The following is a 22,324-nucleotide window of genomic DNA, read 5'->3' on the forward strand; positions in this document are numbered from 1 at the left end:
TTAAATTTGTGGCGCTCTGAAGAGATCTTATGAAAGATTATAATATTTCCAAACACAGTTCTTTTTATGCGATAGGCCTTAACTACAAAAAGGCAGACGCTGTTATTCGTGGTAAATTCAGTTTGGACGAGAATGCGATTAGTCGCCTTCTTGAACAGGCAAAGTTGATTGACCTAGATGATTTATTGGTCACCTCTACCTGTAACCGAACCGAACTATATGGGTTTGCCCAACACCCCTTCCAATTGATAAAGTTGTTATGCGACAATACGCAAGGGTCATTGGAAGAGTTCCAAGAAGTAGCCTATGTCTACAAAAACAATGAGGCCATTAACCATATTTATAGAATGGGAACCGGTTTAGACAGTCAGATTTTAGGTGATTTCGAAATAATTAGTCAATTGCGCCAAAGCTTTAACAGGTCTAAAAAGCTTAAAATGGCACAACCCTTTATGGAACGATTGTGTAATTCTGTAATTCAGGCAAGCAGACGTATAAAGAATGAAACTGAAATTTCATCGGGAGCAACATCGGTAGCCTTCGCATCGGTTCATTACATTATTAATACAATTCCCGAGGTTTCTGAAAAAAACATTCTCCTTTTTGGAACAGGAAAAATTGGAAGAAACACTTGTGAAAACCTTATAAAACATACAAAAAACTCACATATTACCCTCATAAACCGCACCAAGGTTAAGGCGGAAAAAATTGCTGGTAAATTCAATTTAATTGTAAAGGACTATGGGGACTTACAAACGGAGATTCGTAACACCGATGTCCTTATTGTTGCTACAGGTGCCCAAACCCCTACTATTTCCAAGGAGTTAATTCATACTAAAAAACCATTATTAATTTTAGACCTATCTATCCCTAAAAACGTAGCTGAAAATGTTACCGAATTGGATAACGTAACGGTGGTACATCTAGATCATTTATCACAAATGACTGATGAAACCTTGGAAAACAGGAAGAAATATGTACCCCAGGCAGAAGCAATTATAGAGGAGGTAAAGGACGATTTTATCAAATGGTTGGAAACTAGAAAATTTGCACCGGTAATTAAAGCTTTAAAGAAGAAGCTAAAAACAATGAAGGACGAGGAGTTGGATTTTCAGCGAAAGAAACTCGAAAATTTCAACTCTAAGCAGGCAGATATTGTAACCGAACGTGTAATTCAGAAAATTACCACGCAATTTGCCAATCATTTAAAGGACAAAGAAATTGATTCCGATACCAGTTTAGAACTTATTCAACGAGTTTTTCAACTAGAAGTGGAATCAAAATGAAAACAATAAGAATTGGCACTCGCGATAGTCAACTTGCACTATGGCAAGCCCATACCGTACAAGCAGAATTAGAGGCACTCGGCTATAAGACCGAGATTGTATCTGTAAAATCTACTGGTGATCTATTACTTAACAAACCCCTTTATGAATTGGGGATTGTAGGCGTTTTTACTAAAACGTTAGACATTGCCATGATTAATGGACAGGTAGATATTGCAGTACATTCCATGAAAGATGTGCCTACACGCCTACCTAAGGGAATAGTACAATCTGCTGTAATGCCCAGAGCAAGTACACAAGATATTTTAGTACACAAGGGATTAGATTTCCTTAACGGTGAAGGGATTATAGCCACTGGAAGTTTAAGAAGACAAGCACAATGGCTAAATAGGTACCCTAAACATGGTGTTACCGATATACGCGGAAATGTAAATACCCGCCTACAAAAACTACAAGATAACCCATGGAATGCGGCTATATTTGCTAAGGCAGGTTTAGAACGCATCAAAGTATTACCAGAAAACCATATAGATCTGGATTGGATGATACCTGCTCCAGCTCAAGGTGCTATGGTGGTAGTTACCATGGAAAACGATGCCTTTTCTACCGAGGCCATAAAGAAACTTAATCACCAACCTACAGAAATTTGCACTCATGTAGAGCGCGAATTTCTTCAGGTGTTAGAAGGGGGTTGCTCTGCACCAATTGGCGCATTAGCCACCCTAGAAGATAACAACTTACATTTTAAAGGTGTACTACTCTCTTTAGATGGCAAAGAAAAGATAACTATCGACAAAACCATTCTTAGCAAAGATTATAAAGGTTTGGGAAAGGCATGTGCTTTAGAGGTTTTAGAAAATGGCGGCAAGGAGATGATGGTAGAAATTAAAAAAGAACTAGCATAAACATGCTCGGAAAAAAATAGACATCCATGAGCATAAGCCTACTATCTACCAAAATTCTCAGTACGTCCCAAAAGGCCATACTCTCCAATCCTAAATTTCAATTGGCGGAGTATGATTCGTTAAAAATAGACCTCCTACATCAGGAGATAGACACGTCTTATAAACACATCATCTTTACCAGTCAGAATACGGTAAAAGCCTTTCTAAAAAACATTCAGCAAAAGGATAACCTCAACGGAGAGGAAAATATTAGTACAATTACTTCCCAAATTACTGCCTATTGTGTAGGGGAAAAGACTAAGGCTCTTTTGGAAGAAAATGATATTAAAGTGATAGCTGTTACTCATTATGGAGCAGAATTAGCTAAGATATTGGTAGAGCAGTACGCAAATACGTCATTTTTATTCCTTTGTGGAAATAAAAGACGTTATGAAATTCCGACGAGGTTAAAAGAAAATAACATCCATTTTAAAGAGCAGGTGGTTTATGAAAACAGCCCAAATCCAAAAGCTTTTACAAAGCAATTTAATGGTATTCTTTTCTTTAGCCCAACTGGAATACAAAGTTACCAGATAAAAAATTCTATAAAGGAAAGTATTGCCTTCTGCATAGGGACCACTACTGCTGCAGAAGCTAAAAAGCACACCTCCAATATAATAATCGCCAAAAAACCAACAGTGGAAAGTGTCTTAGAAAAAGTAATAGAACATTATAAATCTAAAATAAATTAATAAGTCGTTTAATCCGCAAACCGATCTGTAAATGCTTGTTACAAGCGCAAATAGCATTGAATATGGAGAGACGGAAATTAAATCTTATACTATGAGCATAAAGAATGATTTATTCCTAAGAGCGTTAAAAGGAGAAACAGTAGAGCGACCACCAGTGTGGATGATGCGCCAAGCAGGCAGGTATTTGCCAGAATTTATGGCGATCAGAGAAAAATATGATTTTTTCACGCGATGCCGAACTCCAGAATTAGCGAGTGAAATTACCGTACAACCTATTCGTAGGTATGGGATGGATGCTGCCATTTTATTTAGCGACATTCTTGTTATTCCACAGGCTATGAACATAGAGGTGGAGATGAAACCTAATTTTGGACCATACTTACCCAACCCAGTAAGAGACCAAAAAGGCGTAGATAATGTAATCATTCCAGATGTAAATGTGGAGTTAGATTATGTAATGCAGGCTATAAAAGGGACCAAAGAATTATTAAACGATGAAATTCCATTAATCGGATTTGCAGGATCTCCATGGACTATTTTGTGCTATGTAGTACAAGGACAGGGTAGTAAAACCTTTGACAAGGCCAAGGAATTTTGCTTTACCAATCCAATAGCAGCACATCAATTGCTACAGAAAATTACAGATACTACTATTGCTTACCTTAAAGCTAAAGTAAAGGCAGGTGTAAATGCTGTTCAGGTGTTCGATTCTTGGGGAGGCATGCTTTCTCCGGTAGATTATCAGGAATTTTCATTCCAATACATTCAGCAAATTATAGATGCGCTAAAAGACGAAGCACCCGTAATTGTATTCGGTAAAGGATGCTGGTTCGCCTTGGGAGATATGGCAAAATCTGGAGCCTCTGCTCTAGGAGTAGATTGGACATGTTCTCCAAAGAATGCTAGATACCTATCTGGAGGTAATATAACCCTGCAAGGGAATTTTGACCCACACAGATTGTTATCACCACCTGCAGAAATCAAAAAAATGGTTACCCAAATGATCAACGAGTTTGGGAAAGACAAATATGTGGTAAACTTAGGTCACGGTATTCTTCCCCACGTACCTTTAGACAATGCCAAAGCCTTTATAGACGCCGTAAAAGAATACGGAAGCTAGTAAAGATTAATGGGGCGTATCCCTTTTTTGCTTAATTGCAAAAAAGGGTCGCGCTTTCCGTTATATCTTTTATTTTATAACGGCATCTCACTATTTAAGCTAAGGCTATATTAAAGAGGTTTACTTCTTAAAAAATAGTTTCTAAAAATAAAAGGATGTCACTTTAATCGCTTACGCAAAAACATAGCAAATGATCAAAAATATTCTAAATGGTATCAAAGCCTATTCAGGTACTTTTAAGATCATTTCCCTACTCGGGCTTTGGAAATACTTTTGGATACCCATCCTCATTAGCCTTATTACTGCAGCAAGTATATTTTCTACCGCCTATGGACTTTCAGATAATATAGGATTATTTATTACCCAATCGTGGCCCTATGATTGGGGCAAGCAAACCGTCTTAATCATAAGTGAGATATTTAGCGGCCTATTAATTATTGTAATAGGATTTATTCTTTACAAACACATTGTAATGGCCCTCTCCGCCCCTTTTATGAGTCCGGTATCAGAAAAAATAGAAGCCCACCTGTTAGGAAAGGACCCTCATAGCCATAGAAATACCAGTTTCCTTCAACAACTATGGCGCGGCTTACGCATAAATTTGCGTAACCTAGGAATGGAACTAGCACTAACTATTCCCATCTTTTTATTAGGACTTATTCCTGTAATTGGACTAGTCTCTACCATTTTACTCTTTTTAGTACAGGCCTACTATGCCGGATTTGGAAATATGGACTATACTTTAGAACGACATTTTAACTATAGCGAAAGCGTGCAGTTTGTAAAACGGAATAAAGGATTGGCTATAGGAAATGGAATTATTTTTATGCTCTTTCTTTTTATCCCGGTCATTGGGGTAATCCTAGTATTGCCCTTGTCCGTAACAGCGGCCACCACTAGGACGGTTGCCCTGTTAAATTCGAAGAATGATTTACAAAACAAATAAAACCTGCAACAAGCCTAAAACCTTGTAGGGCTATAAAATGAAAAAATGAAAAATAAATTTTACGACTACATAGTACAACTTCAAGATAAAATAACTGCCAAATTAGAAGAAGTAGATGGTTCCGCAGTTTTTAAAGAAGACCTATGGAAACGTGCCGAAGGAGGTGGAGGCCGAACTAGAGTTATAGAAAATGGTGCTGTCTTTGAAAAAGGAGGAGTTAACATCTCTGCCGTTCATGGAGCTTTACCAGAAAGCATGCAAAATTATTTTGGGGTTAAGGATGCCGATTTTTTCGCCTGTGGACTTAGTTTAGTAATTCATCCAAAAAACCCAATGGTACCCACAGTACATGCTAACTGGCGTTATTTTGAAATGTACGATAAACAAGGAAATGTAGTGGATCAATGGTTTGGAGGCGGACAAGACCTTACCCCCTACTACCTGTTTGATGAAGATGCTAAACACTTCCATACCGTTTGTAAAAATGCCTGTGACAAACACGATCCATCCTTCTATCCTACTTATAAGAAAAGATGCGACCAATATTTTTGGAATTCCCACAGAAATGAAGCTCGTGGGGTAGGTGGTCTCTTTTATGACTATCTAAAAACAACCGAAAAAATGAGTATAGAGGATTGGTATAATTTTGAAATAGAAGTAGGTAATAGTTTTCTAGAGGCCTACGTGCCTATTGTGGAAAGAAGAAAAGAATTGCCCTATACCCAAGAACAACGAGATTGGCAAGAAATTCGGCGTGGAAGGTATGTAGAATTTAACTTGGTACATGACAAAGGAACGCTCTTTGGACTAAAAACCAATGGCAGAATAGAGAGTATCCTAATGAGTCTCCCTCCTCATGTACAATGGCGTTATGATCATCATCCCGAAAAAGGAAGTGAAGAAGAACGTCTCATAAAGGTATTGGCACAACCAAAAGAATGGGCCTAATTCACAAACAACTTTATGGGAAAGAAAGGAAAAGAAAAGAATACTCTAAATAAGGCAAAGCATACTAAGCTGGTAAACCGAAAGAAAAATAAACTAAAAAAAGAACAGGAAATGCGAAAGGAGCGCTTAAAAGCGATTCTTAATAAACATTCCGACCAGCAGAAAAAAGAAGATACAAATTAATCTAGATAGCATTCCAAGTCTCTAATGGCAATTAATAATTGAATGCCAGCAATAAAAATATCATGAACTGTCCTTGTGGAACCCAAAAGCCGTATTCTGATTGTTGTGAGATAGCACACAAGAATATATCCGCAGTAACCACCGCTGAACAATTGATGCGTTCTAGGTATACCGCCTTTGTATTAGCAAATGGCGATTATCTGATGGAAAGTCACCACATGAGCAGCAGACCTATAAAGGAAAAGAATTCCATAATAACATGGGCAAAATCTGTTAGTTGGATTCGTTTAGAAGTTTTAGAAACTACCAATGGAAGAAAAAATGACACCAAGGGTACGGTTACCTTTAATGCCTATTTTTTTAAAAATGGACAGGTAGATGTAATCCATGAGAAATCTAACTTTATAAAGGAAAATGGCATCTGGCAGTATTTGGGATTGGCCTAATAAAGCCACACAAAACCATACGCGTTAGAAGCTGTTCCCTTATCTTTGAATAATAAAAATAAATTTACATATGCACCCACTAATAAGAAATAGAAGACTCCGCACCAATGAGGCTATTCGCTCTCTGGTTAGGGAAACCATTATCACTCCCAACGATTTTTTAGTGCCTCTTTTTGTAGTAGAAGGAAAGGGCGTTAAGCAAGAGATTCCTTCTATGCCTAACTATTATCGTTTAAGTTTAGACCTATTAGAAAAAGAGGTGAAAGAACTATGGGCAATGGGATTAAAATCTGTTCTATTATTTGTCATGGTTCCGGAGAATTTAAAAGACAATAAAGGCAAAGAAGCAGTAAACCCCAAAGGGCTAATGCAACGCGCCATAAAGACTATTAAAAATGCCTGTCCAGAGATGTTAGTAATGACAGATGTGGCATTTGACCCCTATTCTTCCTTTGGACATGATGGTATTGTAGAAGATGGGATAATTGTAAATGACGATAGCGTAGAGATCCTCACAGAGATGAGCCTTAGCCACGCAGAAGCCGGAGCTGATTTTGTAGCTCCTAGCGACATGATGGACGGAAGAATCTTAAGTATCCGAGAGGCCTTTGAAGACGAAGGATACACCAATGTAGGTATTATGGCCTATAGTGCTAAATATGCGAGTGCCTTTTACGGCCCATTTAGGGATGCCTTAGATTCTGCACCTGGTTTTGGAGACAAAAAAACCTATCAGATGGACTACGCCAATAGGTTAGAAGCCATTAGAGAAACAGAAATGGATATTGATGAAGGTGCAGATATCGTAATGGTAAAACCAGGACTTTGTTATTTGGATATTGTTAGGGAAGTAAGGAATCACGTAGACGTTCCCGTGGCAGTATACCAGGTGTCTGGTGAATATTCCATGCTAAAAGCAGCAGCAGAAAAAGGCTGGTTAGACCACGACGCTGTAATGATGGAGCAATTAACCGCAATTAAAAGAGCAGGTGCCGATATCATTGCTAGTTACTTTGCTAAGGATGCTGTAAAATTAATGGGATAAATAAATTTGCGTCACTTCTTAATGAAGAGAACACCTAAATATAAAAAGCCTTGAAGAATACTCCTCAAGGCTTTTTATTATATATCCCATTCAGCAAGGACCAAAAGCATCACAAAAATCCATTTATCATTTATTTTAAACTCAATTTCAATATATTTTAATCCATATGCCTAGCAACACCTAAGGATTATAAATTTATTATTACTTTAGTATTCTATCCGAATTTTATGGGCTTACTAATCTTTTTTGCATTTATATCTATTTTATTTTCCTTCCTCTGCTCCATCTTGGAAGCGGTTTTGTTGAGTGTACCCCAAACTTTTATCAACCTTAAAAAAAAGGAGGGAAAATCATACGCCAATGATCTAGAAATTTTAAAGAATGATGTAGACCAACCCCTTATCGCTATCTTAACATTAAACACTATAGCCCATACCGTTGGTGCAATATTAGTAGGGGTACAAGCAAAAGTGGCCTATTCCGAAATCTATGCTGATGCAAAAGTAGCTATTTTAGGTATAGAATTTACCGAGGGTGCCATGGTAGGACTGGTTTCTACTATTATGACCATCTTAATTCTTGTTGCTTCAGAAATAATCCCAAAGACTATTGGGGCTACCTATTGGAAACAACTAGTGAACTTCACTACCAAAACCCTAAAAATAATGGTGTGGGCCCTTAAGTGGACTGGATTGTTATGGATATTGCAACTCTTCACTAAACTTGTGGGTAACAAGGGCATGGAGGGAAGTGTGTTAAGTAGGGAAGATTTTACTGCCATGACCGATATTGCTCATGAAGAAGGAGTTTTTCACGAATCGGAATCTAACATCATTAGGAACCTATTAAACCTAAAAGAGGTATTAGTAAAAGATATCATGACCCCAAGGGCCGTTATGAAAATTGCATCAGAAGATATCAGTATAAAAGAATTTTATGACGCCAACCCTAAAATGGTTTTTTCACGAATACCGGTTTTCAGCAAGACTATTGACAATATAAGTGGCTTTGTACTTAAAGATCATGTGTTAGAAGAGATTATCCGAAACAATGGCAACGCACCTCTTTCCTCTATTAAGAGAGATATCTTGGTAAGCAACCGAAGAACGCCCATTCCTGAACTTTTTGAAACCTTCATATCCAAAAACGAACATATTGCTTTGGTGGTAGATGAATACGGCTCTCTTAGTGGGGTGATTAGTATGGAAGATATTTTTGAAACCCTTTTAGGATTAGAAATTATGGATGAAAATGACAGGGTTGAAGATTTACAGCACCTAGCACGAAAAAATTGGAGCGAACGCGCTAAAAAAATGGGAATTGGAGAAGAAGAAAGTCCAAAGAAATAATGGAAACCGCCTTCATTAATACTCCTTTAGGAGTTGCCAAATTACAAGGCGATGAAAATGGCATAAATAGTATTTCCATTTTAGATGGAGATGAAAAATTGAGTGACATACTCCCCGAAGTTTTAGAGGATGCCGTGTATCAATTAAGAGAATATTTTGAAGGCAGAAGAACCCAATTTAGCCTACTGTTAAATCCGCAAGGCACCGATTTTCAAAAACGAGTTTGGCAAGCACTAGAGCAAATTCCCTACGGAAAGACCACCTCATATATGGAGCTCTCCAAAACCTTGGGTGACCCCAAAGCTATAAGAGCAGTAGCCTCTGCCAATGGTAAAAACCCCTTATGGATTGTAATCCCTTGCCATAGAGTAATTGGAAGTGATGGCTCCCTTACCGGGTATGCAGGAGGAATACATCGTAAAAAATGGCTTTTAGAACATGAAAGTCCAGTAAAACAACAATCTCTTTTCTAATATTTACCAACTACTTGGTTGGTAACAGCAAAAATCACACTCCTTTTTTAGAATAAAATGACATTATAGCGGAATTATCTACCATAACACGGCATTTCCTAAAAAATACTACAGTTTACCCATAAATGCTGACCAACCTATTAGTCTGTTTTAAGCTTTTACACACTCTTAATAGATATTAATATTAGAGCATCAATCAACGGTATTTTCTTAGAAGAATTTAATGCATTCAAAGGCAAAAATCTATCTAAACATATGGAATAAACCACACCAAGAGACACGGATTTTGAACTATAGCCCTTATTTAATACGGTAAGCAAAAATGTATAAGCAAATACATTCTAGTAGTTGTAATAATGGTACAATTTATAAGTTTTGACATAATCAGTAACATTAGAACCTAATTGATTTTTGTATCTTAACCTATTGATAGAAAATAACCCAGCCTATGTTACAAAAGCTGAACTTGGAACATATTCTCTTTTTAGATATTGAAACTGTACCAGAAGAAGAAAATTTCAATTTGCTAGAAGAAGAGAAACAAGACCTTTGGAAACAGAAATCCCAGTACCAACGAAAAGATGAATATAGCGCTGAAGAATTTTACGACCGCGCTGGAATTTGGGCAGAATTTGGTAAAATCATTACCATTTCCGTAGGGTATTTCAATATTAACGACCACGAACGAAATTTTAGAGTCACCTCATTTCATGGGGAGGAATCCAAAATCTTAAATGAGTTTAAAATATTATTGGACACCCATTTTAATCACCCTAAACATCTATTATGCGGACATAACGGGAAGGAATTCGATTTCCCTTATATCGCAAGACGGATGATTATCCATAGCATTGCTTTACCGGAAAAACTAAATCTATTTGGAAAAAAGCCTTGGGAAATTCCACACCTAGATACCATGGAACTTTGGAAATTTGGGGATTACAAACACTACACCTCCCTAAAACTTATGGCCAATGTACTAGGTATTCCTTCTCCCAAAGAAGATATAGATGGAAGTATGGTGAAGGAGGTCTACTACCAAGAAAACAATTTGGAGCGAATCATTAAATACTGTGAATTAGATGTTATCACCACTGCACAGGTCTTTTTAAGGCTTCGTGGAGATAAGCTTTTGGAAGAAGATGAAATAAAAAGGGTTTAAGAGTTAAAAATCGATTACCTCAGAACAAGCCCAAAACAATGCAGTAGTAGTAGTAGTAGTAGTAGTAGTAGTAGTAGTAGTAGTACAAAGTGCTGTATCAATTAAGCGCTAGCTGCACAAAAACTGGCAAATGATCGCTATATCCCCCATTATATTTCTCCCCTACAAAGGTCCTAAAAGGCTTTCCTTTATACCTGCCCTTAGATTCCATTAAGAAAGACTTGTCAAAAATATCGGCACTGCAAAAGCTATGGGTACCTGCCTTATGATTTAAAAAATTATGGGAAATTAGTATTTGATCAAAGAGGCTCCAAGATCTCCTATAACTAACACTGCCTCGGCTAGGAGAGCGCAAAGCCTCCATGGGATTATAGAGCCTATCAGAACTCATAAGCGCTTGTAGGCTTTCTGAGGCAGGTCCATCATTAAAATCGCCCATCACAATATAATTGGGAGCTTTAAATTCTTCCTCAATATGGTCCATAAAGGAATTTATAGTTTTCGCTGCAGCTATCCGCTTATAATCCGATTCATGATTACCAGTTCTTCTAGATGGCCAATGATTCACAAAAATGTGGACTACCTCCCCATTCAATACGCCATGCACATACAATATATCCCTAGTAGCCTCCTTCTCCCCATTGGTAGTTTGTAAAATTAAAGGTATAGGAGTAGACTGTATAACGTTAAAATGATCCCTATGATAAATCAGTGCAGTATCCATACCTCTATCGTCAGGGGATTTGTAATGTACATATTCGTAATTATGCTCTCTTATAGGCGCTGTGTCCAATAGGGCTTGCACCACACTCCCCTTTTCCACCTCAGCAACACCAACGAGTACAGGAGGCTTTCCCGTTACATCAAACCCAATTTTAGGAATGGTGGCTGCTAATTTCTCCAACTTTCTTGTATAGCGTCTAATTGTCCATTTTCTAGAGCCATTGGGGGTAAAATCTATATCCCGAGTATACTGATCCAAAGTGGTATCAAACAGGTTCTCAAGGTTATAAAACGCAATAGTATGCAGATTCTGCTCAAATTTCCTACTAAAAACCGAAAAATCCATTCAAATCGTTTAATGGAATGCTAAATTAGCAAAACCCTTCCCAACTATTCATTAGATTTGTAGATATAAACAGATATATGCTAGAGAAAAACACTATAGATCATGAAACAGCGGTTCTTATAGGAGTAATGAATAAGGACCAAAATGAAGAAAAAGTAACGGAATATTTAGACGAATTAGAATTTCTCACCTATACTGCAGGTGGAGAAGTACGTAAACGTTTTGTTCAACGTATAGACCTACCCAATCCCAAAACCTTTATTGGGAGTGGGAAAATGAAAGAAGTAGAAGCGTACGTTAAAGAGAACGACATTGGATCTGTTATTTTTGATGACGAACTTACCCCTGGTCAGCAGCGGAATATTGAAAAGCAATTAAAGTGTAAGATAGTGGACCGTACCAGCCTGATACTGGATATTTTTGCCCAAAGAGCACAGACCAGCTATGCACGCACTCAGGTAGAATTGGCCCAATACGAATATTTGCTACCACGTTTAACTGGTTTATGGACTCACTTAGATAAACAAAGAGGGGGAATCGGTATGAGAGGACCCGGTGAGCGAGAAATAGAAACGGATAGACGAATTGTACGTGACCGTATTTCCTTGTTAAAGAAAAAATTAGCCAAGGTAGATAAGCAAATGGAGACCCAACGTGGAAATAGAGGTGCTCTAGTACGTGTAGCCCTAGTAGGATACACCAATGTGGGTAAATCTACCATAATGAATGTAGTAAGTAAAAGCGAGGTCTTTGCAGAAAATAAACTATTTGCTACAGTAGACACCACAGTAAGAAAGGTGGTTCTAGGAAACCTTCCTTTTTTACTGAGCGACACGGTAGGGTTTATTAGAAAGCTACCTACACAGCTGGTAGAGAGTTTTAAAAGCACCTTGGATGAAGTTAGAGAAGCAGACCTTCTTTTACATGTTGTAGACATTTCACATCCTAGTTTTGAGGATCATATTGAATCCGTAAACCAAACCCTAGCAGAAATTCATAGTAGCGATAAAAAGGTTATTATGGTCTTCAATAAAATAGACAAATACAAACATGAGACTATTGATGAGGACGACCTAGTTACAGAAAGGACAAGTAAGCATTTTACCCTTGAAGAATGGAAGAAAACCTGGATGAAACGTGTGGGTGATAATGCTATATTTATATCTGCTATTAATCAAGAGAATTTTGAGGACTTCAGAAAGCGAGTTTATGATGAGGTGAAAAATATACATATTACTAGGTTCCCTTATAACGATTTCTTATATCCTGAAAATTTAGACGAATATTAACTAATGGTATTTAAAGAACTATGGTTGTTGGTCTAGTGAGAATACCCTTTATCCCGCTCACAACAGGTTAATGGACTTTCACAACATAAATTGTCCTAGGCCGTAATTAGCTATTATCTTTACATTGTATTTAAGCAATAACATTGCCCCAAAATTGTGTTAAAGCTATAATATTTAATAGTCCTTTTTCCCCGAATTGGCACTTATATTAAAAGTTATTAGAATTATAAATTCTAACTGAACTCCTACTTAACCAACCAAATAAAAAGCCCTCAAATAGAGGGCTTTTATTATAAAATATATTTTTTAATTCCTTAAAAAGAATAATTAAGTCCAAACAACCAATATGTTTGCAGGTCGTTATCCACGTTACCAAAAGTAGGCTCGGGATCAGTCACAGCCATATTATTTATAGCATAGTTTAAAGCTTCTTGCTTGTTATCCCTCAATCCAAACTCGAACCCTAACCCAATACCTTTCCACAAGGTATATCCAAAGGAGTTGGTCCAAGTCCAGTTAGAATAGTCAGAAGACTTATAACTTTGAAACATAGACAGATTGGTCTTGAAGTTTACCTTCCCTAATTGTCTGGTGTAATCTGCTACAATCTTAGCACCTAAAGAAGACTCAAAAACAGTATCTCCACTACTAAAAACAAAGTTATAGTTTAACGGATGTATCACCACCACTAAATCGGTTATAGGAGTCCATGTAGCACCTAAACCAAGATCTAAATAACCAGGATCGTTAAAATTATCGATAATGGTTGTTTTGTACTCCCCTAAAGCCGAGATCGCAAAGTTCTCGCTAAGCTTTTGACCATAAAGAGAGGTTATGGTAAATACATCTGTAGAAGAGCGAAAGCTATCATCATCGGTATCAATATCCTTATCATCAAACTTTACCCAACCAAGGTTTACATTAAGGGAGTTTCTCCAAAAGTACTTATCCTGGTTAAGGTTTGCAAAGGCATTAACGGTTACACCTATATTCCCTGCACTAGAGTTAGGGGCACCTTTGGCATACCAGTTGTTAAATCCAGAAAGACTGGCACCAATAGTTCCGAAAGCTCCTTTTTTCCATCCTGGAAGCGCCTTTATCTTTGCCTTGATAGCATCTACCCTTCCTTGAATTGCCGCAATAGAGTCGGTTTTAAGACTTTTCTCCGCCTTTAGTTCTTCCAAGGTTTGGGAAAAACCTACTTGGATCGTCATAAGAACGATCAATGTGAGTACAATTTTTTTCATAATAGTCTGTGTTTATTGTATTTACAGCAAAATTAAGAAACTAGATATGGAAAATGTATTTTATCGCCAGTTATTTTGCCTTAAAGAGCGGCACAGAGGAACAAGCCTCCCCATACATAACACTTCTTGCAACCTTCTGCAGTTTTGCAGTGACCCATAAATAGGCATTTGAGGGCACGGGCTTATGAGAGCACCCTTTAACGATAACTGGTTTCCCCTCGAATTCCGACACATCTAAATTTGCCAAAATATCTTGATATAAGGAAGATTCTAACATTTCTAAATCACCAACAACCATTCTCTTGCAATAAGGCTCTAGTTTGGTACCTATAAGCATATAAGCCCAACCAGGAACAATTGCATCTGAAGAACAAGTTAAAGCAACATAACAATCTTGGTATTGGCTCCAATCGTGATCTTCCAAATGCTGTCTAAATTCCTTTTCCCGAAGTATAAAGCCTTCGTACAGCCAATCCTTTATATCTAAAAGCACCCTTTCTCCTTTAGGATAGTAATCCTCCAGATCAAAGGTGATTAATTTACTATTCGCAACGCGATTTACTATCTCTGACATATTTAAAATTTAAGCAAAAATGAAGACATTACAGCATAAAGACTCTAAAATAACTATTTCTCTGAGTCTAGACCAGTTACAGCCTTTAACAATACGCCATCGTTAGATAACGTTATACATCATCATAATCCACCGTTAATGTTTGGGTGGTTGGATGCGCTTGGCACGTTAAAATAAATCCTTCGGCAATTTCACCATCGGTTAAAATTTGATTTTTTACCATCTCGGCCTTCCCTTCCTTTATCCGAGCGATACAACTACTACAAACTCCACCCTGACAAGAATATGGAGCGTCAATATTTTCTTTTAATACCGCATCAAGAACAATAGAATTTTTATCCATAGAAAGCGAAAACTCCTCATCGTCTAAAATTACCTTCACCTCGGTTTTACCTTCTAAATTTTCCGGAAGTTCGTCCTTAATTTCAGTTTCGGTAAATAACTCAAAATGAATCTTATCCTCGGTAATTTCATTTTCCTTTAAATGATCTTTCACCAAGTGAATCATAGCTTCTGGACCACAGAGATAAAAATCATTGAACGTTACGTTCTTATGTTTATTCTTTAGCACATAGTTTATAGTAGAAGTATCTATTCTTCCAAATAAAGATTTGTCTTCCTGAGTCTGACTCAATATAAAGTAAACAAAGAATCTATTTGGATAGTCCAATTGCAATTTCACCAAATCCGTATAGAACATGGTTTCTTTATAAGACTTATTCCCAAACGTCAGTACAAAGGTGTTTTTAGGATTGCTGTCTAGTACCGTTCTAGCAATACTCATAATTGGAGTAATTCCACTACCTGCAGCAAAAGCAGCTATATTTTTAGGGCTACTACTAGGCTTAAATATAAACCTACCTTCAGGCGGCATAACCTCTAACACATCCCCTTCCTTTAATTTACTATGAGCATATGCAGAAAACCCGCCTTTATCTACCTTCTTCACCCCTATGGTAATAGAATCCGATTTAGGAGAAGAACTAATGGAATATGCTCTACGCAATTCCTTGCCTTTAATTTCTTTTTTAATCGTTATATACTGTCCAGCCGTAAACGCAAAAGCCTGGGTCAGCTCCTTTGGAATAGTAAATGTTATTGCAACTGAATTTGGTGTAAGCTGCTTAATTTTTTGAACCGTAAGTGAATAAAAATGGGCCATATTAAATCTTTGGCGCAAAATTAAGCAAAGCAAGGACGATTTAAAACGGGATTTCCTAAAAAAAACATACCTAGGATGCTTAGGTATATGAAATTTCCCTATTTTTATTGTCTAAAGTATAGTCCGCCCATTGTTTCAACCATAGAAAAAGTGTGCATCTATTACGTTTTGTCATTTAATATGAGGAGTTCCAAATTATACAAAGGAAGTTTAAATATCATCATTCTAAAACTCTTAGAAGAGCAAGGGAAAATGTACGGGTACGAAATTACCCAAAAGGTAAAGGAGATTACCAAGGATGAATTAAAGATTACAGAAGGATCATTGTATCCTGCTCTACATAAGTTAGAGGCAGAAGGCTTATTACAAGTAGAGGTTGCTAAGGTGGACAATAGAATAAGAAAGTATTATAAACTTACCGAAGCTGGAGAAAAGGAGACCGTTAACCGCTTAACAGAATTACAAGATTTTATCCGAACCATGCAGCAATTAGTAAACCCAAAGTTGAGTTTAGATTGATTACTACAAAATAGCATAATATGAAAGTTAATCCAACGCAAATACAGGAGCTTTATACCTTTACCCGTGACCACTTTGTGGAGCATTACGACTTGCAAACCGAGTTAGTAGATCACTTAAGCAATGGGATTGAAGCACAATGGAAAGAAAATCCTCAGCTTAATTTTAAAGAAGCCTTAAACAGGGAGTTTAAAAAATTTGGAGTTTTCGGATTTCAAGACGTTATTTCTGAAAGGGTAAAAGCTATGGAAAAACGATATCTGGCCTATATCTGGCGTTTTTTTAAGGACTATTTTACCTTCCCTAAAGTTGCATTAACCGTTTTTTTAATAGCAGTTTGCTATACACTATTACGACTATTACCTGCCGAAATAGGAATCGGGGTTGTTTACGGGGTTTACTTTATGTCTTTGCTATTTATGTTTTATAAAACTTTCAAATTTAGAAAGCAACAACGCTCCAAAGAAAGAAGATGGATTATGGAAGACCTCATTTTTCAACATTTAGGTTATTTAAATGTCGGTTTTATGCCCATATATTTATTTTCATGGAATATTAACTCAGAAAACCTACAATCTGAGTGGTGGTTAATTCTCATCTCTAATGGACTCCCATGCATATGCTTATTTCTTCATATAGTCACCAACATTATCCCACAAAAGGCAGAAGAACTACTAGAAGAAACCTATCCCGAATACAGAATTGCATAATTTCGCTGTAACAAATCTTATGCGTTTTATACTAACCGATGAGTAATAACCAAACACTTGTATGCTGAAACACTTTCTTACCCTTGAGTGGATATCCTTTTTTAGGTCCGCTTCCTTTAAATCTAATTTGGGCATAAAAATCCTAATGATCTTTGGGGCTCTCTATTTTATGTTCGTATTCTTAGCAATGGGCGTTGGCGCCTATTATATCATTAAAAAAGAGGGATGGGGTGATCCACTAGAGGTAGTCAACCAGTTTTTAATCTACTATTTGGTGGCTGATCTTTATTTGAGGTATATGCTACAAAAAATGCCTATCACCAACATAAAGCCTCTATTATACCTACCGGTAGAAAAAAATCAGGTAGTAGGATATTCCTTAGGAAAGACAGTGATTTCTTTCTTTAATTGGTCTCACACCTTCTTCTTTTTACCCTTCGCCATAGTACTGCTAGTTGAAGGCTACAACCCCACAGGAGTTATTGCTTGGCAATTGGGAATTATGGCCTTAATCTTTTGCAACAATTTCATCAATGTGTTGGTAAATAATAAAGATCAAGTATTCTATGCCGTTTTGGCCTTTATCACCATTATGGGTGCTTGTCAATATTTTAATCTTTTCGACATCACCCAATACACAGCGCCCTTATTTAATGCCTTATACCAAATCCCACTTACCGCCTTATTACCGTGGGTTATGCTATTTGCCCTTGCTGTATCTGCCTTTACCTATTTTAGAAGACATATGTATTTAGATGCAGGATTAGCAAGCAAAAAATCGGTCGCCAAGACAGAAGATTACACCTGGCTAAACCGTTTTGGGAATTTGGGCACCTTTTTAAAGAATGATATTAAGCTTATCAAAAGAAACAAGCGCTCTAAGACCTCCGTTATAATGAGCTTCCTTTTTATTTTTTATGGGCTGCTGTTTTTTACCGGAGGAATAGAGGCTTATGATGGCCCAGTTTGGAAGATATTTGCAGGGATTTTCGTTTCAGGCGGCTTCCTATTTAGTTTTGGTCAATTTGTTCCTAGCTGGGATAGTGCATACTATCCCCTAATGATGAGTCAAAATATAAAGTACAAGGAGTATCTAAACTCTAAGTGGTATCTAATGGTTATTGCCACCATTATAACTACAGTACTAGCTTCCTTTTATCTCTATTTTGGACTGGATGCCTATTTAGCGATAATTGTTGGTGCTATTTATAATATTGGAGTCAATTCTTACTTGGTGCTCTGGGGCGGAGCTTATATAAAAACACCTATAGACCTTAGCTCCAATAAAAAGGCGTTTGGAGACAAACAAGCATTTAATTCCAAAACACTACTTCTTACGCTACCAAAATTAATTTTACCGCTAGGTTTTTATGCCTTAGGGCACTACTTAATTAATCCTACCGCAGGTTATATTTTTGTTGTCATGGCAGGCGTACTTGGATTTGCCTTTAAAAACAAGGTGTTTAAAATGATTGAGCATATTTATAAAAAAGAAAAGTATAAAACGCTGGCTGCCTATAAGCAAAAAGCCTAACAATAAGATATTTTATGATTAAAATTGAAAATATAACCAAGACCTATGGCAGCGCTACGGTATTGAATATAGCGAATTTGGAAATTCCTAAAGGACAGAGTTTTGGCCTAGTAGGAAACAACGGGGCAGGGAAAACCACCCTATTCAGCCTACTGTTAGATCTTATTCAACCAACTACCGGCCACATTATTAATAACGGCGTTTTGATAGATGAGAGCGAAGCATGGAAACCATTCACTTCTGCCTTTATAGACGAAACCTTCTTGATAGGGTACCTAACCCCCGAAGAATATTTTTATTTCATAGGTGAATTAAGAGGACAGAACAAAGCCGATATAGATGCGCTCTTGCCAGAGTTCGAAGGTTTCTTCCATGGAGAGATTCTTGGACAGAAAAAATATTTGCGCGACCTCTCTAAAGGAAATCAGAAAAAAGTAGGTATTGTGGCCTCTTTTATCGGGAAACCAGAAGTGATTATTTTAGACGAACCATTTGCTAACCTAGACCCCACTACACAAATTAGACTGAAAGGTATAATTAAAGAACTCGCCAATAACAGAGAAGTTACGGTATTAATTTCTAGTCATGATTTAATCCATGTTACGGAGGTTTGTGAGCGTATTGTAGTGCTACAGAAGGGAGAAACCGTTAAGGACATCCGCACTTCTACAGAAACCCTAAAAGAACTGGAAGTCTTTTTTGAAAGCGAAGGCATGCCTAAAAGTCAATTAGGATAAGCATCTTATTATATAGAATACTCCCAATAGTGAGCTATTAAAGTGAAATAGGTTCTGCCCCTAGAATTAAATAAATTGGTACTTTCATTAGCAATTTCCTAGTACCAACACAAAAGCAGCTGTATTGTTAGGTAGCCCTTTTTATTTATTATTAACTGATTAAGTTTCTACACAATTCTAATTATTTGAATAAAGGAGTAAACTGTAAAATTTCAACCACTTTTGCACTTACAATTTACAAACGATATAAATATTTCTACTTTTACCGACTAACTGCATAATAAACGCGTTATTTTTAAGTTTTAGGATACGTACGAATAAATTGAATTTTGAAGCTTCGCAACAATCTAATATTATTATCTGTTGTTGGTGGACTAGCATTTAGTGCCTGCTCTACCAAGAAAGATGCTATGCTTAATAGAAGCTGGCATGCCCTAAACACCAAATACAATAGTTTGTACAATGGCAATCTTGCCTTTGAAGAGGGCCGCGAAGAGTTAAATGCCGAATACCAAGATAATTATTGGGAGCTATTGCCCGTAGAACGCTTGGAGGTTACCGAAGACCTAAAATTAGATTCGGAAGATAACAACCCTAATTTTCTTATTGCGGAGGAAAAAGCTGCCAAGGCCATACAAAAGCACAGTATGGAAATTAAGAATAGGGAACGCAATCCGCAAACGGACGAGGCATTCCTCCTCTTGGGAAAAGCTAGGTATTTTGACCAAAGGTATATGCCTGCCCTTGAAGCGTTTAATTATATCCTAAATAGATACGCAAATAGCGACAAACTTAACGAAGCAACTATTTGGAGAGAAAAAGTTAATATTCGCTTACAAAACGAAGAGTTAGCAATAAAAAACTTAAAACGTCTCCTAAAACAAGAAAAATTAAAGGATCAAGAATATGCTGACACACATGCGATGATGGCGCAAGCATATATTAATCTAAATGTTCCAGATACTGCAATACAGCAACTAAAGATTGCAACAGCATATACCAAGAAAAACCCAGAGAAAGGTCGGTATTTGTACATCATCGGTCAATTGTTCAATCAAATGGGACATAAAGACAGTGCTAACTATGCTTTTAATAAGGTAATAGCCCTTAATAGGAAGTCGCCCCGCGTTTACATGATCAACGCACATATTCAAAAAATACAAAACACTGAGCTTACTCCTGATAATAGAGATGCGCTTCACCAATATTTGGTAAAACTAGAAGAAGACAGAGAAAACAGGCCTTTTTTAAATAAAATATATCGAGAATTGGCAACGTTTCATGCAGCAGAAGAAACAGACAGCCTTGCTTTGGTATATTACAATAAGTCGCTTAGGGCTACAAGTAACATGCCTCAACTAAACGCGCTTAACTATGAGGATTTAGCAATTTACAATTTTGATCAGAACAACTATCGCACTTCCGGTGCATATTATGACAGTGTACTTCAGAATGTAAATGAAAATACTAAGTTATATCGGCAGATTAAAAAGAAACTAGACAATCTAGAAGATGTAATAAAGTATGAGGAAATAGCGCAATATACCGATAGTGTTATTGGATTATACCAACTTTCAATAAGCGAGCGTCAGGCTTATTTTGAGAACCACATAGCAGAACTAAAAGCAGCTGCAGAAAAAAAACAAGAGAAGGAATCCAGAACTACTAATGAAGGTTTTGCAACTTTCATGAAAACAAAGGGAGGCAAAGAGAATAAGGGAAAGTTTTATTTCTATAATATTACCACCCTTAGCTACGGCAAGAACGATTTTAAATCCAAATGGGGAAGTAGAACTCTAGAAGACGATTGGCGATGGTCTAACAAAAGTAGGGTTCAAAACATGGAAGAAATCGGAATAAATAATGACAAGCAAAATACCAACGCCATAGCGAATATTGGAGATGAGCAAAAATACAATGTGGAATTTTACATGGGCCAGATTCCCACAGATGAAAATTATATAGACAGCCTAAAAACCGAACGCAACTTTGCCAATTATCAATTAGGACTTATATACAAAGAGAAATTTAAGGAGAACCTCTTAGCCATCGGAAAACTAGAGAGTGTCCTTAATTCCAACCCTGAAGAGCGACTCATCATCCCTGCTAAATACAATCTGTTTAAGATTTATGAGGAAGAAAACAACCCGCTAGCAGTAGATATGAGGTACAATATCATTAAAAATCATCCAGAATCGCGCTATGCGGAAATACTACGTAACCCACAAGCAATACTAGCCGAAGACAGCAATAGCCCTGAGGCGATATATGGGCAATTGTATAAAAAATACCAAAATCAAGAATTCCTAAATGTTATTACGGGAACCGAAGAACAGATAAATAAATACATAGGAGACCCTATTGTACCTAAGTTAGAAATACTAAAAGCGAATTCTATTGGAAGGTTACAAGGCTTTGAAGAATTTAAAGAAGCTTTGAATTACGTAGCCCTCAACTACCCTAATTCTCAAGAAGGTAAACAAGCACAAACCATGGTTGCCGAGCAATTGCCGCAACTAGAAAACAAAGAATTCTCAACTGAAACCGAAAGTATTGGTACCGGGAATTGGAAGGTGGTGTTTCCTCTTAAGACCCAAGACAGCAAAAAAGCACTGCGATTAAAGGAGCTTTTAGAAAATTCTATCAAAGAGTTAAAATACAGAAACCAAGTTTCTATGGATGTTTACAACCTAGAACAGGTTTTCGTAGTTGTCCATGGTTTTAGAGCCAAGGATTTTGCTCTTGGGTACACCGAGCTAATCCAAAAAAACAAAGATTATAGAATTAACGACAAGAATTTTGTAATCTCATCAGCCAATTATAAGATCATCCAAGTACATAAAAATTTAGAAGAATATAAAAGCTCATCCATAAACTCAAAACTCTAAG

22 protein-coding genes are annotated in these 22,324 nt (G+C 37.0%); 18 read left to right on the plus strand and 4 right to left on the minus strand.

What is annotated here, in order from left to right; all coding sequences use genetic code 11:
* Positions 1–29 precede the first annotated feature (29 nt).
* From hemA to H344_RS0105555, 12 genes are all read left to right on the plus strand, one after another.
* On the plus strand, positions 30–1,286 hold the full coding sequence (hemA, locus tag H344_RS0105500) for a glutamyl-tRNA reductase (protein ID WP_026809393.1): 1,257 nt from the start codon (positions 30–32) through the stop codon (positions 1,284–1,286).
* Positions 1,277–2,191 carry a hydroxymethylbilane synthase gene (gene hemC, locus H344_RS0105505; protein WP_026809394.1) on the plus strand — a complete coding sequence of 305 codons (915 nt, stop codon included), beginning with the start codon at positions 1,277–1,279 and terminating at the stop codon, positions 2,189–2,191. The genes hemA and hemC overlap by 10 nt, the downstream gene beginning before the upstream one ends.
* A 26-nt stretch (positions 2,192–2,217) precedes the next feature.
* A complete protein-coding gene (locus tag H344_RS0105510) occupies positions 2,218–2,922 on the plus strand; it encodes a uroporphyrinogen-III synthase (RefSeq protein WP_026809395.1) in 705 nt (234 codons plus the stop codon).
* Positions 2,923–3,013: 91 nt separating this feature from the next.
* Positions 3,014–4,042 carry a uroporphyrinogen decarboxylase gene (gene hemE, locus H344_RS0105515; protein ID WP_026809396.1) on the plus strand — a complete coding sequence of 343 codons (1,029 nt, stop codon included), beginning with the start codon at positions 3,014–3,016 and terminating at the stop codon, positions 4,040–4,042.
* 190 nt (positions 4,043–4,232) lie between these two features.
* On the plus strand, positions 4,233–4,988 hold the full coding sequence (locus H344_RS0105520; protein WP_026809397.1) for an EI24 domain-containing protein: 756 nt from the start codon (positions 4,233–4,235) through the stop codon (positions 4,986–4,988).
* Between the two features lie 45 nt (positions 4,989–5,033).
* The gene (gene hemF, locus H344_RS0105525; RefSeq protein WP_026809398.1) at positions 5,034–5,936 is read left to right on the plus strand and encodes an oxygen-dependent coproporphyrinogen oxidase; all 903 of its coding nucleotides are present in this window, start codon (positions 5,034–5,036) and stop codon (positions 5,934–5,936) included.
* Between the two features lie 15 nt (positions 5,937–5,951).
* Complete coding sequence (locus H344_RS21840) at positions 5,952–6,119, plus strand: hypothetical protein (protein WP_169514952.1); 168 nt, start codon at positions 5,952–5,954, stop codon at positions 6,117–6,119.
* Between the two features lie 62 nt (positions 6,120–6,181).
* Positions 6,182–6,565 (plus strand): YchJ family protein, encoded by a 384-nt coding sequence (locus tag H344_RS0105535; protein ID WP_026809399.1) that lies wholly within the window; start codon positions 6,182–6,184, stop codon positions 6,563–6,565.
* Positions 6,566–6,635: 70 nt separating this feature from the next.
* On the plus strand, positions 6,636–7,610 hold the full coding sequence (gene hemB, locus H344_RS0105540; protein WP_026809400.1) for a porphobilinogen synthase: 975 nt from the start codon (positions 6,636–6,638) through the stop codon (positions 7,608–7,610).
* Between the two features lie 227 nt (positions 7,611–7,837).
* On the plus strand, positions 7,838–8,959 hold the full coding sequence (locus H344_RS0105545) for a CNNM domain-containing protein (RefSeq protein ID WP_026809401.1): 1,122 nt from the start codon (positions 7,838–7,840) through the stop codon (positions 8,957–8,959).
* Positions 8,959–9,432 carry a methylated-DNA--[protein]-cysteine S-methyltransferase gene (locus H344_RS0105550; RefSeq protein ID WP_026809402.1) on the plus strand — a complete coding sequence of 158 codons (474 nt, stop codon included), beginning with the start codon at positions 8,959–8,961 and terminating at the stop codon, positions 9,430–9,432. Before H344_RS0105545 ends, H344_RS0105550 begins: the two co-directional genes overlap by 1 nt.
* A gap of 448 nt (positions 9,433–9,880) precedes the next feature.
* Positions 9,881–10,594 (plus strand): 3'-5' exonuclease, encoded by a 714-nt coding sequence (locus H344_RS0105555; RefSeq protein ID WP_026809403.1) that lies wholly within the window; start codon positions 9,881–9,883, stop codon positions 10,592–10,594.
* A 97-nt stretch (positions 10,595–10,691) separates the two neighbouring features.
* On the opposite strand, the gene H344_RS0105560 is transcribed toward H344_RS0105555, so the two are convergent.
* Positions 10,692–11,663, minus strand: coding sequence for an endonuclease/exonuclease/phosphatase family protein (locus H344_RS0105560; RefSeq protein ID WP_026809404.1), 972 nt, complete (start codon positions 11,661–11,663; stop codon positions 10,692–10,694).
* A gap of 77 nt (positions 11,664–11,740) precedes the next feature.
* Here H344_RS0105560 and hflX point away from each other — a divergent pair, with 77 nt between their 5' ends.
* Positions 11,741–12,952: a GTPase HflX gene (gene hflX / locus H344_RS0105565; protein ID WP_026809405.1), complete on the plus strand. Its 1,212-nt coding sequence runs from the start codon at positions 11,741–11,743 to the stop codon at positions 12,950–12,952.
* Positions 12,953–13,266: 314 nt separating this feature from the next.
* On the opposite strand, the gene H344_RS0105570 is transcribed toward hflX, so the two are convergent.
* The 3 genes from H344_RS0105570 to H344_RS0105580 all read right to left on the minus strand — a co-directional run bounded on the left by H344_RS0105570 (position 13,267) and on the right by H344_RS0105580 (position 15,935).
* Positions 13,267–14,199, minus strand: a complete 933-nt coding sequence (locus H344_RS0105570; RefSeq protein WP_026809406.1) for a DUF3078 domain-containing protein — start codon at positions 14,197–14,199, stop codon at positions 13,267–13,269.
* A 70-nt stretch (positions 14,200–14,269) separates the two neighbouring features.
* Positions 14,270–14,773 (minus strand): DUF2480 family protein, encoded by a 504-nt coding sequence (locus H344_RS0105575; RefSeq protein WP_026809407.1) that lies wholly within the window; start codon positions 14,771–14,773, stop codon positions 14,270–14,272.
* A gap of 112 nt (positions 14,774–14,885) precedes the next feature.
* Complete coding sequence (locus H344_RS0105580; RefSeq protein ID WP_026809408.1) at positions 14,886–15,935, minus strand: ferredoxin--NADP reductase; 1,050 nt, start codon at positions 15,933–15,935, stop codon at positions 14,886–14,888.
* A 180-nt stretch (positions 15,936–16,115) separates the two neighbouring features.
* Here H344_RS0105580 and H344_RS0105585 point away from each other — a divergent pair, with 180 nt between their 5' ends.
* The 5 genes from H344_RS0105585 to porW all read left to right on the plus strand — a co-directional run bounded on the left by H344_RS0105585 (position 16,116) and on the right by porW (position 22,323).
* Positions 16,116–16,454, plus strand: coding sequence for a PadR family transcriptional regulator (locus H344_RS0105585; protein ID WP_026809409.1), 339 nt, complete (start codon positions 16,116–16,118; stop codon positions 16,452–16,454).
* Positions 16,455–16,474: 20 nt separating this feature from the next.
* Positions 16,475–17,164, plus strand: coding sequence for a hypothetical protein (locus tag H344_RS0105590; protein ID WP_026809410.1), 690 nt, complete (start codon positions 16,475–16,477; stop codon positions 17,162–17,164).
* A gap of 61 nt (positions 17,165–17,225) precedes the next feature.
* The gene (locus H344_RS0105595) at positions 17,226–18,698 is read left to right on the plus strand and encodes a DUF5687 family protein (RefSeq protein WP_026809411.1); all 1,473 of its coding nucleotides are present in this window, start codon (positions 17,226–17,228) and stop codon (positions 18,696–18,698) included.
* Positions 18,699–18,712: 14 nt separating this feature from the next.
* The gene (locus tag H344_RS0105600) at positions 18,713–19,435 is read left to right on the plus strand and encodes an ABC transporter ATP-binding protein (protein ID WP_026809412.1); all 723 of its coding nucleotides are present in this window, start codon (positions 18,713–18,715) and stop codon (positions 19,433–19,435) included.
* Positions 19,436–19,764: 329 nt separating this feature from the next.
* Positions 19,765–22,323 (plus strand): type IX secretion system periplasmic lipoprotein PorW/SprE, encoded by a 2,559-nt coding sequence (porW, locus tag H344_RS0105605; RefSeq protein WP_026809413.1) that lies wholly within the window; start codon positions 19,765–19,767, stop codon positions 22,321–22,323.
* Position 22,324: the final 1 nt, after the last annotated feature.

The organism is Arenibacter latericius DSM 15913, from assembly GCF_000424985.1.
GTDB lineage: Bacteria > Bacteroidota > Bacteroidia > Flavobacteriales > Flavobacteriaceae > Arenibacter > Arenibacter latericius.